Source organism: Streptomyces sp. DSM 15324 (genome assembly GCF_001514285.1).
Classification (GTDB): Bacteria; Actinomycetota; Actinomycetes; order Streptomycetales; family Streptomycetaceae; genus Streptomyces.
Genome location: NZ_KQ949023.1, coordinates 204,169 through 218,261 on the forward strand (window position 1 = coordinate 204,169; position 14,093 = coordinate 218,261).

The window sequence follows — 14,093 nt, forward strand, 5'->3', positions numbered from 1 at the left end:
GCGTACGGCAGGAGATCCCGCACATGGCAGACCGCAAGCCCATCGAGTCGTGGCTCACCGACATGGACGGTGTGCTCATCCACGAGGGCGTTCCGATCCCCGGAGCCGACGCCTTCCTGAAGAAGCTGCGCGAGTCCGGCAGGCCGTTCCTGGTGCTGACCAACAACTCGATCTACACCCCGCGCGACCTGCACGCCCGGCTGCGGCGCATGGGACTGGACGTGCCCATCGACAACATCTGGACCTCGGCCCTGGCCACCGCCCAGTTCCTGGGCGACCAGCGGCCGGGCGGCACGGCGTACGTCATCGGCGAGGCCGGCCTCACCACCGCCCTGCACGACATCGGCTACGTCCTCACCGACCACGAGCCCGACTACGTCGTCCTCGGCGAGACGCGCACGTACTCCTTCGAGGCCATGACCAAGGCGGTCCGGCTGATCAACGACGGCGCCCGGTTCATCTGCACCAACCCGGACGAGACCGGCCCGTCCACCGAGGGCCCCCTCCCGGCCACCGGGGCCGTCGCCGCGCTGATCACCAAGGCGACCGGCAAGCAGCCGTACTTCGCCGGCAAGCCGAACCCGCTGATGATGCGCACCGGCCTCAACGCGATCGGCGCGCACTCCGAGACCAGCGCGATGATCGGCGACCGCATGGACACCGACGTGCTGGCCGGCATGGAGGCCGGGATGCAGACCTTCCTGGTGCTCACCGGCCTGACCCGCCCCGAGCAGGTGGAGAACTTCCCGTACCGCCCCTCGCAGGTCGTCGACTCCATCGCGGACCTCGTCGACCGGATCTGAGCCGCCGGAGCCGAAACCCGGCCGGCCCCACAACCCACCCGTACGGAGTAGTGAGACCCCGCCGGAGGATGCGCGCGGGGTCTCGGCGGGGGAGTCTCCAGAGAGCTGGAGGTTCACGATGAGTTCACTGAAAGTCACGCTCTGTGCGGGCGCCGCGGCTGCCGCCGCGATGCTCCTCCCCACGGTCCACGCCTTCGCCGAGGACGGCGGCGGCAAGGGCGGCAGCGTCTCCGTCACGCCCGAGACCCCGACGCCCGGCGCCGAGGTCGTCCTGAGGGTCAGCGGCTGCGGCGGGAAGACCGCCACCGCGGCCTCTACGGCCTTCGTCGCCGACGCCCGCCTCGTCGTCGTCGGCACGGGCGGCACCCTCGTCGGCGAGACCCGGGTCCGCTCCTCGATCACGGCCGGCACCTACGACGTGCGGATCACCTGCGTCGACTTCCAGGTCAAGGGCCGCATCACGATCGTGGCGCCGGGCCGCGGACCGTCGCAGTCGCCCGCGCGGCCGACGGTCCCCGGCGACACCCCCGCCTCCCCGGTCGCCCCCGTGCACGCGGGCGGCGGCGGCACCGCGCCGCTCGCCGCCGCCGACGAGGCGCGGGTGGAGGGCCCCGGTACGGCGCAGACCGTCACCGGGCTGGTGCTGGCGGGTGTGGCCGCGGCCGTGGTGGCGTACCGGGGCACCCGGGCCACCCGCGCCGCCCGCCGGGGCCGCGGGACGGGCTGAGCGATGGCCGACCCCGAACGCTCCTCCGGCCGCGTGGTCACCGGAGTGGCCTGGGCGGTGCTGCTGCTCGGGCTGTGGCTGTGGGGGCGCGAGGTGACCGACGTACGGCCGGGGGCGTCCGCGCCGACCACGGGTGACGTGGCCGCCGTGGGCCGCCCGGCCGACGCCGAGCTGCCGCCCGCCGCCACACCGCTCACGGCCGCGCTGCCGCAGCGCATCGACATCCCCGAACTGGGCGTGCAGGCCCCGGTCGTCGCGCGGGGCCTGGACGCCGCGGGCGGGATCGACCCGCCGCCGTTCGACCAGGCGGGCGTCGTCGGCTGGTACGCGGCCGGTGCGAAACCCGGCGCCCGGGGCACCGCGCTGATGGTCGGGCACGTCGACACCGAGACCCGCCCCGCCGTCTTCTACAAGCTCAGCACCATGCGGGCGGGCGAGACGATCCGGGTGGTGCGCGACGACGGCAGGGTCGCCGAGTTCACCGTGGACGAGGTCGAGGTCGTCCAGCGCGCCGACTTCGACGCCCGGGAGGCCTACGGCACCCGGCAGGCCGACCGCGCCGAACTCCGTCTCATCACCTGCGGCGGCACCTTCGACCGGGTGAGCCGCAGCTACACGGCGAACGTGATCGTGTCGGCGTACCTGACCGGCCGAGCCTGACCGCGCGAGGGGATGCGGATGGATGCCGGAAGGGGAGCCACGGCCCTGCGGGGCGCGCTCCTGAGTACGGCCGTGGGCGCGCTCCTGCTCCTCACGGGCTGCACCTCGGGCCCGTCGGGAGCCGACGACACCGAGACCGGCGCTCATGGAAGCGCCGAGACCGGGAAGCTCCGGGCCGGGGGTACCGCACGCGGGGAGTCTCAGGCGGGTGATGCCCCGGCCGGGGAAGCCTCGGCTGGTGATGCCCCGGCGGGTGAGGCCATGGCTGGGGCGAGTGCGGCCGGGGAGCCCCCGCCCGGCGGGGCCGCTCCCGGCGGCGCCGCTCCCGCAGTGGGCACGACCGGAGGTGCCGCACGTGGGGAGGCCCGGTCGGGTGAGAACTCGGCGGGCGAGACCTCAGCTGGTCAGGCTCACGCGGGGGAGGCGCAGGCGGGTGAGCCCCTCGCCGGGGAGGCCCAGGCGGGCGAGGCCCCCGCCCGGCAGGCCCCGGTGGGGCAGGGCGCGGTCGGTTCGCGGGGCGGGCAGGGGGGTACCGCCTTCGACGAGCCCTTCTGGGCCGACCCCGGGAGCCCGGCCGCCCGGCAGCTCGCCGTGTACGAGGGCGAGGGCAGGGCGGCCGAGGCGGCGGCGGTCCGGCGGATCGCCGGGCGGGCGACCGGGGAGTGGCTCGGCGGTGCGGAGCCGGAGGCGCGGGCCCGCGCCGTCACCGAGGCCGCCGCACGGGCGGGCCGGATCCCGCTGCTCGTCCTCTACGACATCCCGCACCGCGACTGCGGCCAGTACTCCCGGGGCGGCGCGGCCGACGGCGCCGCCTACCGTGCCTGGACCGCTGCGGTGGCCCGGGGCATCGCCGACCGCCCCGCGTTCGTCGTCGTGGAGCCCGACGCACTCCTCCACCTGGTCGACGGCTGCACCCCGGCCGCCCTGCGCGAGGAGCGGTACGCCCTCCTGGCGGACGCGGTCACCACCCTCACGTCGCTCAAGCACACCAAGGTCTACCTGGACGCGGGCAACGCGGGCCGGGGCCGGACGGCCGGGATGGACCGGGCGCTGCTGCGGGCGGGCGTGGCCCGGGCCGACGGCTTCGCGGTCAACGTCGCCAACTTCTACTCCACCGGGGACTCCCTGGCGTACGGCAGACAGCTGTCCGCGGCGGTCGGCGGCAAGCACTTCGTCGTCGACACCAGCCGCAACGGCAACGGGCCGTACCGCGAGGGCGACCCGGCGAAACGCTGGTGCAACCCCCCGGGCCGGGCCCTGGGCACCCCGCCGACCACGAGGACGGCCGACCCCCTGGTGGACGCCTACCTGTGGGTGAAGACCCCGGGGGAGTCGGACGGGGAGTGCAAGGGGGGTCCGAAGGCGGGCCGGTGGTGGCCGGAGTACGCGCTCGGCCTCACCCGCTGATCACGGCGACCCTCGACCGCGCCACGCGAAAGGCATGCGCAAGGCACGCGAAAGGCACGCGAAAGGCCCCCCGCTTCCGCGAGGGGCCTCTGCCGTCTGTGCGCCGCCAGGGACTCGAACCCCGGACCCGCTGATTAAGAGTCAGCTGCTCTAACCAACTGAGCTAGCGGCGCCTGCTGACGTCGTAACTCTACAGGACGCCGGAGGGTGCCCCCGACCACCCCGGCCGGGGCCGCCCTCCCCTCCGGGCCGGGGTACATCATTCGGACCGTCAGCATGCGCGCCGGAGCGTCAGTTGAGAAACTGACGGACGTGCACAGCCGCGGACATTTCCATCTGGAGTGTGAGGGGAATCGCATGGAGGCTCCGGTATTCGAGGAATTCGATCCCGCGAGTGACTGCGACTGCCCCGGATGCGCGCACTGGCGCCTGCTGCATCCCCATTCCGCCGTGTCGGGGTCCTCCCGGTTCGGCGGTCATCCGGCCCCCCGGCGGACGCTCGTCGTCGCCACCGCGGCGGCCGCGACGCTCGGCGCGGGCCACGCCGTCCCCGCCCTCGCCGCCCCGCAGGCCCCCGCCCGGCCGGGAATCCCCGCAGGTGACGAGCCGGAAACCCCTCAGGGCGGCACAGCGCCGCTGCACGGTCCGGGCGGGCGGCCCGCCCAGCCCGAGGCCACCGTGAGAACTCCGGCGACGACCCGCGCGGAGATCATCCGGCGGGCCAAGGAGTGGGTCGCGGCGCAGGTGCCGTACAGCACGAGCGCGTACTGGTCCGACGGTTACCGGCAGGACTGCTCGGGATTCGTCTCGATGGCCTGGCAGCTGCCCGGGAACGAATGGACGGGCACGCTCGCCCAGTACGGGACGCGTATTTCCAAGGAGGAACTCCAGCCCGGCGACATTCTTCTCTTCCACAATCCGGACGACCCCCAGAAAGGCTCGCACGTCGTCATTTTCGGCGGCTGGACGGACTACACCCACACCTACTACCTCGCCTACGAACAGACCCGCCCGACCGCACGCGGCCAGGCCACCCCCTACGCCTACTGGAGCCATGCCGACCGCTATGTCCCGTACCGCTACAAAGGCCTCGTGGCGGGGTCCGGTACACAGGCGTCCGGGCCGCAGGCGACGGACGGCGAGGGCGCCGGGAGCGCCGGGTCGGCCGTGGCCTACCCCGGCCCGTCGTTCTTCGGTCCCGGGGCGAACAACCCGTACGTCACCCGGCTCGGCCGGCTCCTCGTGGCGCGCGGCGGGGCCCGCTTCTACGTCTCGGGGCCCGGCCCCCGCTGGTCGGAGGCGGACCGCCGGGCCACCCAGGCGTTCCAGCAGGCGCAGGGCTGGCGCGGCGCCCAGGCGGACGGTCTTCCCGGCCCCCAGACCTGGCTGCTGCTGAGCACGGGAGGGGGCCGGGACATCGCCCCCGCCGCGTCCGCCCCCGCACCCGCACCCGGGCCCCCCGCGTCGCGCGCGCCGGCCTTCCCCGGCCGCGGCGCGTTCCGGCCGGGGGCGCAGAACGCGTATGTCACGCAGCTGGGGAGGCAGCTCGTGAAAAAAGGGTTCGGCAGGTACTACGCCCAGGGTCCCGGAGCGCGCTGGGGCGAGGCGGACCGGCGGGCCGTCGAGGCGTTCCAGCGGGCCCAGGGCTGGCGCGGCGGCGCGGCGGACGGCTACCCGGGGCCGGAGACCTGGCGGCGCCTGTTCGCCCAGGGGTGACGGGAGCCGACCGCAGCCGTTCCGTTCGTACTCCTCGGCCCGTGGGGTCCCCGTGGGGTCACTCGTGGGCCGCCCACTCACTGTCATGGCGTATCTGGCGCGGAGGCTGGAGGCACGCAATGCACCCGACCACTTCACACACACCCGAGCCCGGCAGGTCCTCGGACCCCGGCGCGGCGGCGGACGGGACCGCGGAGTCCGGCCCCGCCGCACCGGTGCCGTCGGCGCCGCCCCCGCCCGTGGGGGAGGGGCGCGGCGGGCGGCTCATCCAGAACGAGGCGACCACCGAGATCCCCGTCCATCTGCTGTTCCGCGACGAGGCCGGACCGCGGTCGGTCGCGGTGGGGCCCGCCGTAGTGGGGCCCGCCGTGGTGGGCGCCGCCGTGGCGGGGAGCCCGAGCGGGGAGCCGCCGCGGCTCAGGCGGCCGGTGGCGGCGAAGGCGCGGCCGCAGGCCGAGGTCGACCCGGCCCTGGTGGAGCGGGCCGCGCGGGTGCTGCCGGGTGCGGCCGGGGTGCTCGCCGGGGTCTGCGGGGCGGCGGGCTGTGTGGCCGCCTCCTGGTGGGCGGGGGTGCTGCCGCCGCTGGTGGAGCAGGCGCTGCGGCTGCCCGCGTGGGCGGGGGCCGGGCTCGGTCCGGCGCAGTGGGCGGCGTACGCGGGAGCCGGGGCCCTGGGGCTGTTCGGGTTCGGGGGGCTGGCCCGGGGGCGGACGGGGCAGGCCTGGGTGCTCGGTCTGTTCGGGCGCTACCGGGGGACCGTCCGCCGTACCGGTCTCCTCTGGGTCAATCCGCTGCTGCTGCGCCGGCGGGTCGACGTCCGGCTGCGGCACTGGCGCGGTGAGCCGATGCCGGCGGCCGACGGCAGCGGGGTCGCGCTGCGGGTGGTCGTCCTCGTGGTGTGGCGGGTGCGGGACACCGCGCGGGCCACGCTGGGCGTCGAGGACCACGAGACGTATCTGCGGGAGTGCGTGGAGGCGGCGCTCGCCCGGATCCCGGTGGAGCCGCCGGGGGCCGGCCGGGGGTCGGTCGAGGCGGCGGGGGAGGCGCTGACCCGGCGGGTCGCGCGGGACGCGGGCGCGGTCGGCGTGGAGGTGTTCTCGGTGCAGCCCCTGCGGATCGAGTACGCCCCGGAGGTCGCCGCCGCGATGCACCGGCGGCGGATCGCCGCGCTCGACGCCCAGCACCGGGCGACCGTGCTGACCTCGGTGGTCGACTCGGTGGAGGACACGGTGACCCGGCTGACCATGCGCGGTCTGGTGGAGCTGGACGACTACGAGCGCAAGGCGCTGGTGAAGGACCTGACGGTGGCGTTCGCGGCGGGCCGCGGAGAACAGACCCCGTGATTGGTCTGGACATGCTCATGGAACGGCCATAATCTCGCACTTGGTCTAGACCTGCACGGCTCGGCTCAGTGAACTCCCCACGTTCTCCAGGAGCGGCAGCATGCGCGAAAAGACCAAGTGGTACGCCGCCGCGCTCGGGCTCACCACGGCGGGAGCCCTCGTGCTCTCGGCCGGCGGCGCGAGCGGTCACGGCTACACCGATCTGCCCGTCAGCCGGCAGAAGCTCTGCCAGAACGGCACGGTCACCGGCTGCGGCGACATCCAGTGGGAGCCGCAGAGCGTCGAAGGTCCGAAGGGCTTCCCGGGCTCAGGGGCGGCCGACGGATCGATCTGCTCCGCGAACAACGCCCGCTTCGCCCAGCTCGACAGCCCGAGGACCCCCTCGGGCGGGGCCTGGCCGGCCACCCGGCTGACCGGTGGCCGGAGCTACACCTTCCGCTGGCAGTTCACCGCGATGCACGCCACGACCGACTTCAGGTACTACGTCACCAGGCAGGGCTGGAACCAGAACCACAACCTGGCCCGCTCCGACCTCGACCTCACCCCGTTCCTCACCGTCCCCTACGGCGGCGGGCGTCCGCCCGCCACCCTCTCCCACAGCGGCACGCTCCCGTCGGGCCTGTCCGGCCGTCATGTGATCCTCGCGGTCTGGACGATCGCCGACACGGGCAACGCCTTCTACGCCTGCTCCGACGTCACCTTCTGAGGGCCCGTCGGCCGGCCAGGGTCCGCGTGCGCAGCCGACGGGCGTGCGCGGACCCCGGAGGAGGCCACCCGCGTCCGCCCGGGAGTTCTGAGCTTCTCTTGAGTCAACGCCGCCCCGCGCTCGGGTACGTTCCCTGCACACCGGCCGGGCAGGCCGGTGACCGAAGCTCGGGGGGCTCGTATGGACATCTTCTTCCTGGTCGTCCCATCGATCATGATCATGGGCGTTCTCTTCGCCATGTACACGGTGATCAGGCGGACGCGCCGCGTCAGCCGGGCCTGGGGCAGCGGGCTGACGGCCGAGGCGCGCTGTCTGCGGACCTACACGACGACCAGGACGAGCACGGGTGAGCACCGCCGGGTGACGACGGTCCTGCACCACGTCTACGAGTTCACCACCCGCGAGGGCCGCACGGTCCGGTTCGAGGAGGAGAACGGCCCGGGGACGATCCTGGAGGGCGACATCGTCACCGTCTTCCATCCCGCCGACCGCCCCGAGCAGGCCACCGCCCACCCCCCGGCGCACGGGCGGCTCTTCGCCCAGTCCGGCTCTCTGCTGCTCTTCCTCGGCCTGGTGCTCGCCGGCTGCGTCGCCTTCATGATCGGCGCCCAGACGGAGATCTCCGCCTGGAGCGACGTCGCTCCGTAGGGCCGTCGCGCCGTAGGGCCGTTAGGGCCGTTAGGGCCGTAGGGCCGTGACCGGGGTGCGCGCAGGGCCGGCCGTGTCACCTGCGCCAGAAGAGATGGTGCGTCACGCCGCTCGGGCTGGGCACGACCTCCAGGTGGAACCGGTCCAGCAACTCGTCGGGAGAGTCCCACAAGCGGAGCCCGGAGCCGATTTCCACCGGCGTGACGACCACGTGCAGGGTGTCGACGAGGTCGGCGTCGAGGAACTCCCGGACGGTGGTCACGCCGCCGCCCAGCCGGACGTCCTTGCCCCGCGCGGCCTCCCGTGCCTGCGCGAGCACGTCGGCGGGGTCGCCGGCCACGAAGTGGAACGTGGTGTCGGAGAGCGTGAACGACGGACGCGGGTGGTGGGTCAGGACGAACACCGGCGTGTGGAAGGGCGGCTCGTCACCCCACCAGCCACGCCACTCGTGGTCGCGCCACGCTCCGCGCTGGGGTCCGAACTTGTTGCGGCCCATGATCTCGGCACCGATGTTGTGGCCGAAGTCGCGGGCGAAGTAGTCGTCGAGGCCGCGGCTTCCGCCGGGCTCGGTGCGGTTGGGCCAGCTCGCCGTGGCGCCGGCCCAGGAGAACAGCCGGGCCGGATCCACGGCGTGGCCGAACGGCCGCTCCAGGCTCTGGTCCTCCCCGGCGGCGACGCCGTCGCTCGAGACGGTGAAGTTCTGCACGCGCAGCAACTGATCCATGACTGTCCTCATCAGGTCCGGTCGCCTCCACGGAAGGCGATTGTGCGGAGGACCATTGCGTCCTCCGTCAGGATGTCGAACGGAACGCGGCCGGATCGACAACGGCGCCCGGGTTTCTTCCGCACGTGCCCCGCTCGGCCGTTCCCGCGCGCCGTCCGCATAGTCATCTGACGCCATGTCAGCTACCGTGCGCCCCCATGGAGTCCGTCGCCGCACTCGTAGCGCACCGCTGGGACGACCACCGGCCGGGACTGTGGTGCGAGGACACGGTGCTCAGCCATCACGAGGTCGCGGCCGGTGCCGCCGCCCGGGCCGCGCTCCTCGCCGAGCTGCTGCCGCCTGGCGCCGCCCCGCATGTCGGCGTGCTGCTGGACAACACCCCGGAGTTCCCGCTGTGGCTGTCCGCCGCCGCGCTCGCCGGCGCGGCGGTCGCCGGGATCAATCCCACCCGCCGGGGCGCCGAGCTGGCCCGCGACATCCTGCACACCGAGTGCGCCCTGCTGATCACCGAGCGGGTTCACCTCCCGCTGCTCGCCGGGCTCGACCTGCCCGGCGTCCGGGTCCTGGTGACCGGCACGGAGGAGTACGAGGCTCTCCTCGCGCCCTGCGCGGGCGCCCGCCCCGACCCGTCCCTTGCCCGCCCCGGCGACCGTCTCCTGCTCTACTTCACCTCCGGTTCGACCGGCGCTCCCAAGGCCGCGATCTGCACCCAGGGCCGGCTGGTCGCCGCGGGCCGGTCCCTGGCGGCGCGGTTCTCCGTCGTACCGGAGGACGTGCACTACGTGTGCATGCCGATGTTCCACGGCAACGCGGTGATCGCCGACTGGGCCCCCGCGCTGGCGGCCGGGGCCGGGGTGGCGCTGCGCCGCCGCTTCTCGGCCTCCGGGTTCCTCGCGGACGTGCGGCGCCACCGGGCGACGTACTTCACCTATGTCGGCCGGGCGATCCAGTACCTGCTGGCCACCGAGCCGGGCCCGGCCGACCGGGACCATGTGCTGCGGCTCGGCTTCGGGACCGAGGCCGGGGTGGTGGACGCGGCGGCCTTCGAGCGGCGCTTCGGGGTGCCGCTGGTGGAGGGGTACGGCTCGTCGGAGGGCGGCGCGGCGGTGCAGTGGACGCCCGGCACACCGGCCGGCGCGGTGGGGCGGGCGGGCCCCGGGCTGGCCGTCCTCGACGCGGAGTCGGGCCAGGAGTGCCCGCCGGCCCGCTTCGACGCCGCCGGGCGGCTGCTCAACGGGGACGAGGCGATCGGGGAGCTGGTCAACCGCGGACCGAACCCGTTCGAGGGGTACTGGCGCAACCCGCAGGCGGAGTCCGAGCGCCGCCGGGACGGCCTGTACTGGACCGGCGACCTCTTCTACCGCGACACCGGCGGCTACCTCTATTTCGCCGGGCGTACGGAGGACAGGATCCGCGTGGACGGCGAGAACCTGGCCGCCGCGATGATCGAGAACATCCTCGCCCGGTACGAGGGCGCGGACGCCGTCGCCGTGTACGCGGTGCCGGACCCGGTGACCGGGGACCAGGTGATGGCGACGCTCGCGGGGGAGTTCGAGCCGGCCGCCTTCGCCGCGTTCCTCGCCGCCCAGCCGGACCTGGGGACGAAGATGGCGCCCCGGTTTGTCCGGGTGGTGGAGCGGATGCCCGTCACCGCCACCAACAAGATCCACCGCGCGCTGCTGAGGCGGGAGGGGGTGCGGTGCGCGGACCCGGTGTGGTGGCGCCCGCCGGGGGAGGCCGGCTACCGGCCGCTGACCGAGGGGGACGCCGAAGGGCCCCTCGTGTCTCCACGAGGGGCCCTTCCTGTGTGCGCCGCCAGGGACTCGAACCCCGGACCCGCTGATTAAGAGTCAGCTGCTCTAACCAACTGAGCTAGCGGCGCATGACTCCCGCCCTCCGCCCTTCGGCGGCCGGCGACAGAGAAAATACTACCTGGTCCTCTGGGGTGCTTCGGACCAGCCCGCCGCCCCGGGCAGACGGGACTTTCGAAACTCGCTCTAGATCGCCAGGGAGAGCAGGACCGGGGCCGCGTTCCTGTTCAGGGCGTCGGCCGCCTGGCGCAGGCGGTGGGCGTGGGCGACGGGCAGGGACAGGGCGAGGCAGCCCACGGAGGAGCCGGCGGTGATCGGGACGGCCGCGCAGACGGTGCCGACCGCGTACTCCTGGAGGTCGAGGTGCGGGACCGTCGGCGGCTGGGACTCCAGCCGGGACAGCAGCAGCCGGTCACTGGTGATGGTGCGCGAGGTGAGGCGGGCCATCTTGTGCCGGGAGAGGTGGTCGCGCCGGCCGTTGTGGTCGAGCTGGCCGAGCAGGCTCTTGCCGAGCGCGGTGGCGTGCGCCGAGGAGCGGAAGTCGAACCACTCGTGGACGGCGGGGGTGGCGGGGCTGTCGGCGTACTGGGCGATGGTGACCTCGCCGTCGACGTACCGGCTGACGTAGACGGCGGCGCCGATCGAGTCGCGCAGCCGGTCCAGGGTGCGCTGGAGCTGGGCGCGCAGGGCCTGCTGGTGGCCGTGGGCGGAGCCCAGGCGGGTCAGGGCGTCCCCGGTGACATAGGCGCCGCCGGTGATCTGCTCGACGTATCCCTCGCGGCGCAGCATGCGCAGGAGCGTGGTCAGCCGGTCCCGGTCCAGGCCGGTCTCGCGGGCGAGCTCGGTGTCGGTGACACCGGTGGAGTGCCGGGCCACCGTCTCCAGGACGCGCAGGGCGTCCTGAGCCGAGTGGTACGGCGCGGTCGGCTCGTGCTTCAGCGCCACGGTGTTCCCCCCTGGTCGCTTCCTCTGGCCGTGATCCATGAGCGGTGATCCATGAGCGGTGATCCTGGCAGCGAATCACTTCCACGATAACGGCCAAGGAGGCGGAGGGGAGGGGTTGTTGGCGAGAAGATGGTGTGCCTTTGGCGTCCTCAACTGCGACACTGACCCTCTGGCATATGCCCAAGGCATGCCCAGTCGCTCCGGCCCGGTGCGCGACCTGCCCCGTTACCGCACCGCGCTCAGGAACTCCCGGGTCCGCTCCTCCTCCGGCGCGCCGAAGATCTGCTCCGGCGGACCCGCCTCGACGACCCGCCCCGCGTCGAACATCAGTACCCCGGTGGACGCGGTGGCCACGCGCGCACAGCCCGCGGCGCCCAGCGCGCCGAGCGCCGTCGGCTGAGGGGAGTGTGCTGACCGTCAGCGGCCGGGGACGTATCCGCGCGCCTTGTCGACCACGTTCCGCAGCGGCCGGCCCGCCGCCCAGCGCTCGAACTGCTCCACGAACTGCGCCCCCAGCTCGTCGTGCCGGCCGACCGCGGCGCCACTCATGTGCGGGGACACCAGCAGGCCCGGGACCTGCCACAACGGGCTTTCGGGCGGCAGGGGTTCGGCGCCGAACACATCCAGGGCGGCGCCCGCGATCCAGCGGCTGCGCAGGGCCCGTACGAGGGCCTCCTCGACGACCAGGCCGCCGCGGCCGACGTTGAGGAAACGGGCCGAGGGCTGCATCACGCCGAAGCGTCGGGTGTCGAACAGGCCCCGGGTCAGCTCGGTGAGCGGGGCCGCCGCGACCACCCAGTCCGCGCGGGCGAGCAGCCGGTCCAGGTCGTCGGGGCCGTGGATGCCGGTGCGCGGGACCCGTCCGACGAGCGCGGTGGTGACGCCGAGCGCCTTCAGGGTGCGGGTGATCGCCCGGCCCACCGGGCCCGATCCGACGACCACGGCCCGGGTGCCGGCCACCCGCCGGCTCTCCCGCGGCCGCCACTCGCGGCGCGTCTGCGCCGTCCAGGTCCCCGGCAGGTCCTTCGCCATCGCCAGGACCAGCGCGGCGACGTACTCGGCGACCGGCTCGGCGAAGACTCCGCGCGCGTTCGTCAGCACCGTGTCGGACGCGGCCAGTTCCGGGGAGAGGACCCGGTCCACGTCCGCGCCCGCGGTGTGCACCCAGCGCGGGCGCGGCCCGGTGCCCGGCCAGGCGGCGCGCACCGCGTCCGAGGAGGTGTCCCACACCAGCAGGACGTCGGCCCGCGGCAGCAGCGCGCCGAGGGTGGAGCCGTCGGCGTGCAGCACCCGCACCCGGCCCGTGAGCCGGCCGAGGCGGGGGAGGGGCTCCGCGTCGAGGACGAGGAGCGTGGGGACGGCGGCCATCCGGTGCCTTCTCATGACCAAGGGCCTGACGTGCGCGGACGGAACACGGTCGCACCCCGGCCGACGGCCGTCAACACGTCCGGACCGCCAACCAGGTGAGGATGGCGGCCGTGGGCTGCGCACACGGGGTACCCGGGTACCTCCGGAAGAAGAGCAGCAGCAGGAAGGCCGTCATGACCGCACTCGGATTCCTCCACCCGGGCCACTGTGCCGAGGACGACTACCCCCGTATCGAGCAGCTCCTGGCCGGCGACATCCGGGTGGACCTCGTCCGCGCGGACCCCGGGCAGGAGGGCGGGGAGGACGGCGGGCTCACCGACGCCTCCCTGCGCCTGGGCGCGCCGCACCGGCTCGCGGCGGGCGTCGAGCAACTGCGGCTGTCGGGCGCGGAGGCCATCGTCTGGGCCTCCACGCGCGGCAGTTTCGGCTACGGCCAGGAGGGTGCCCGCGAGCAGGTGCGCACCTTGGCCACGGCCGCCGGCATGCCCGCCTCCTCGACCTCGTTCGCCTTCGTGCACGCGGCCCGGGAAGTGGGCGCCGCCCGGGTCGCGGTGGGGGCCACCTACCCGGACGGGGCCGCCGCGCAGTTCGCGGAGTTCCTGCGGGCCGGCGGACTGGAGGTGACCGCGGTGCACGCCGCCGGGGTCACGGCGGAGCGGGCCGGGGCCTACGGCGAGGCGGAGGTGCTCGCCCTGGCGCGGGCCGTCGACGCCTTCGGCGCCGACGCGGTCCTGCTGCCCGACACGGCCCTGCACACCGTCGCCTGCCTCCCGGCTCTCGAACGGGAGCTGGGCAAACCCGTCCTGACCGCGAACCAGGTGACCGTGTGGGAGGGGCTGCGACTGACGGACCGGCGGGTGAACGCGCCGGAACTGGGGGCGCTGTTCCGGCGGGAGCCGATCGTGCAGGTGTGAGCGGCCTCCCGGGCGGCTGCGGGCGGGAATAAACGGGGACACCCTCCTGTTAGTGGGTGGAGGACACCGCAAGCCCGACAACAGGAGGACTCCGTGGCGGCAGACGAGACGGCGACGGCCGGGACGGCGGCAGACGGGACGGCGCCCGGCGGCACCTCGACGGCCGGCACCGCGACGCCCGGCGGGACCGCTACGGCCGGGTCCGCGACGGACGGCAGGGCGCCCGGCGGCACCGCGACGGCCGGGACCGCTACGGCCGGCACCGCGACGCCCGGCGGGACGGCTACGGCCGGGTCCGCTACGGCCGGCAGGGCGCCCGGCGGC

Annotated in this window: 12 protein-coding genes, 2 tRNA genes and 2 pseudogenes; 10 read left to right on the forward strand and 6 right to left on the reverse strand. The window is 74.4% G+C overall.

All coding sequences use genetic code 11. From position 1 onward, the window contains the following. The first annotated feature begins 23 nt into the window (after positions 1-23). The 4 genes from AQJ58_RS00875 to AQJ58_RS00890 all read left to right on the forward strand — a co-directional run bounded on the left by AQJ58_RS00875 (position 24) and on the right by AQJ58_RS00890 (position 3,597). Complete coding sequence (locus AQJ58_RS00875) at positions 24-803, forward strand: HAD-IIA family hydrolase (RefSeq protein WP_067243857.1); 780 nt, start codon at positions 24-26, stop codon at positions 801-803. A 118-nt stretch (positions 804-921) separates the two neighbouring features. Beyond that, positions 922-1,530 carry a hypothetical protein gene (locus AQJ58_RS00880; protein ID WP_067243858.1) on the forward strand — a complete coding sequence of 203 codons (609 nt, stop codon included), beginning with the start codon at positions 922-924 and terminating at the stop codon, positions 1,528-1,530. Positions 1,531-1,533: 3 nt separating this feature from the next. Continuing rightward, positions 1,534-2,190 carry a class F sortase gene (locus AQJ58_RS00885; RefSeq protein WP_067243860.1) on the forward strand — a complete coding sequence of 219 codons (657 nt, stop codon included), beginning with the start codon at positions 1,534-1,536 and terminating at the stop codon, positions 2,188-2,190. Between the two features lie 261 nt (positions 2,191-2,451). Continuing rightward, positions 2,452-3,597, forward strand: a complete 1,146-nt coding sequence (locus AQJ58_RS00890) for a glycoside hydrolase family 6 protein (RefSeq protein ID WP_079078628.1) — start codon at positions 2,452-2,454, stop codon at positions 3,595-3,597. A 99-nt stretch (positions 3,598-3,696) separates the two neighbouring features. On the opposite strand, the gene AQJ58_RS00895 is transcribed toward AQJ58_RS00890, so the two are convergent. Further along, positions 3,697-3,770: transfer RNA gene (locus AQJ58_RS00895), tRNA-Lys, on the reverse strand. Positions 3,771-3,954: 184 nt separating this feature from the next. Here AQJ58_RS00895 and AQJ58_RS00900 point away from each other — a divergent pair. From AQJ58_RS00900 to AQJ58_RS00915, 4 genes are all read left to right on the forward strand, one after another. Continuing rightward, the gene (locus AQJ58_RS00900) at positions 3,955-5,313 is read left to right on the forward strand and encodes a peptidoglycan-binding protein (protein ID WP_067243861.1); all 1,359 of its coding nucleotides are present in this window, start codon (positions 3,955-3,957) and stop codon (positions 5,311-5,313) included. A gap of 119 nt (positions 5,314-5,432) precedes the next feature. After that, positions 5,433-6,653, forward strand: coding sequence for an SPFH domain-containing protein (locus AQJ58_RS00905; RefSeq protein ID WP_079078629.1), 1,221 nt, complete (start codon positions 5,433-5,435; stop codon positions 6,651-6,653). 100 nt (positions 6,654-6,753) lie between these two features. Beyond that, the gene (locus AQJ58_RS00910) at positions 6,754-7,359 is read left to right on the forward strand and encodes a lytic polysaccharide monooxygenase auxiliary activity family 9 protein (RefSeq protein WP_067243862.1); all 606 of its coding nucleotides are present in this window, start codon (positions 6,754-6,756) and stop codon (positions 7,357-7,359) included. 180 nt (positions 7,360-7,539) lie between these two features. Beyond that, positions 7,540-8,007 carry a DUF3592 domain-containing protein gene (locus AQJ58_RS00915; RefSeq protein ID WP_067243863.1) on the forward strand — a complete coding sequence of 156 codons (468 nt, stop codon included), beginning with the start codon at positions 7,540-7,542 and terminating at the stop codon, positions 8,005-8,007. 76 nt (positions 8,008-8,083) lie between these two features. On the opposite strand, the gene AQJ58_RS00920 is transcribed toward AQJ58_RS00915, so the two are convergent. Beyond that, positions 8,084-8,731: a dihydrofolate reductase family protein gene (locus tag AQJ58_RS00920; RefSeq protein ID WP_067243865.1), complete on the reverse strand. Its 648-nt coding sequence runs from the start codon at positions 8,729-8,731 to the stop codon at positions 8,084-8,086. A gap of 197 nt (positions 8,732-8,928) precedes the next feature. On the opposite strand from AQJ58_RS00920, the pseudogene AQJ58_RS00925 reads away from it, so the two are divergent. Beyond that, positions 8,929-10,574, forward strand: a pseudogene (locus AQJ58_RS00925) (AMP-binding protein). On the opposite strand, the gene AQJ58_RS00930 reads toward AQJ58_RS00925, so the two are convergent. From AQJ58_RS00930 to AQJ58_RS00940, 4 genes and pseudogenes are all read right to left on the reverse strand, one after another. Next, positions 10,540-10,613 (reverse strand) — tRNA-Lys (locus AQJ58_RS00930). The pseudogene AQJ58_RS00925 and the gene AQJ58_RS00930 sit on opposite strands and share 35 nt — an antisense overlap. 115 nt (positions 10,614-10,728) lie before the next feature. Further along, entirely contained in the window at positions 10,729-11,487 is a 759-nt protein-coding gene (locus AQJ58_RS00935; RefSeq protein ID WP_067243866.1) for an IclR family transcriptional regulator, read from the reverse strand. Positions 11,488-11,712: 225 nt separating this feature from the next. After that, positions 11,713-11,829, reverse strand: a pseudogene (locus tag AQJ58_RS44150) (L-cystine ABC transporter ATP-binding protein YecC); the annotation flags it as partial. A gap of 75 nt (positions 11,830-11,904) precedes the next feature. Then, positions 11,905-12,870 (reverse strand): D-2-hydroxyacid dehydrogenase, encoded by a 966-nt coding sequence (locus AQJ58_RS00940; protein WP_234359922.1) that lies wholly within the window; start codon positions 12,868-12,870, stop codon positions 11,905-11,907. A gap of 158 nt (positions 12,871-13,028) precedes the next feature. Between AQJ58_RS00940 and AQJ58_RS00945 the strand changes: the two genes are divergently transcribed. Continuing rightward, the gene (locus AQJ58_RS00945; protein ID WP_067243868.1) at positions 13,029-13,769 is read left to right on the forward strand and encodes a maleate cis-trans isomerase family protein; all 741 of its coding nucleotides are present in this window, start codon (positions 13,029-13,031) and stop codon (positions 13,767-13,769) included. Positions 13,770-14,093 lie beyond the last annotated feature (324 nt).

Excerpts from the sequence above, each read along its gene's own strand:
- AQJ58_RS00890 (WP_079078628.1), top strand. The coding sequence starts at position 2,452 with ATGGCTGGGGCGAGTGCGGCCGGGGAGCCCCCGCCCGGCGGGGCCGCT.
- AQJ58_RS00915 (WP_067243863.1), top strand. The coding sequence starts at position 7,540 with ATGGACATCTTCTTCCTGGTCGTCCCATCGATCATGATCATGGGCGTT.
- AQJ58_RS00875 (WP_067243857.1), top strand. The coding sequence starts at position 24 with ATGGCAGACCGCAAGCCCATCGAGTCGTGGCTCACCGACATGGACGGT.
- AQJ58_RS00920 (WP_067243865.1), bottom strand. The coding sequence starts at position 8,731 with ATGGATCAGTTGCTGCGCGTGCAGAACTTCACCGTCTCGAGCGACGGC.
- AQJ58_RS00910 (WP_067243862.1), top strand. The coding sequence starts at position 6,754 with ATGCGCGAAAAGACCAAGTGGTACGCCGCCGCGCTCGGGCTCACCACG.
- AQJ58_RS00945 (WP_067243868.1), top strand. The coding sequence starts at position 13,029 with ATGACCGCACTCGGATTCCTCCACCCGGGCCACTGTGCCGAGGACGAC.
- AQJ58_RS00880 (WP_067243858.1), top strand. The coding sequence starts at position 922 with ATGAGTTCACTGAAAGTCACGCTCTGTGCGGGCGCCGCGGCTGCCGCC.
- AQJ58_RS00885 (WP_067243860.1), top strand. The coding sequence starts at position 1,534 with ATGGCCGACCCCGAACGCTCCTCCGGCCGCGTGGTCACCGGAGTGGCC.
- AQJ58_RS00905 (WP_079078629.1), top strand. The coding sequence starts at position 5,433 with ATGCACCCGACCACTTCACACACACCCGAGCCCGGCAGGTCCTCGGAC.
- AQJ58_RS00900 (WP_067243861.1), top strand. The coding sequence starts at position 3,955 with ATGGAGGCTCCGGTATTCGAGGAATTCGATCCCGCGAGTGACTGCGAC.
- AQJ58_RS00940 (WP_234359922.1), bottom strand. The coding sequence starts at position 12,870 with ATGAGAAGGCACCGGATGGCCGCCGTCCCCACGCTCCTCGTCCTCGAC.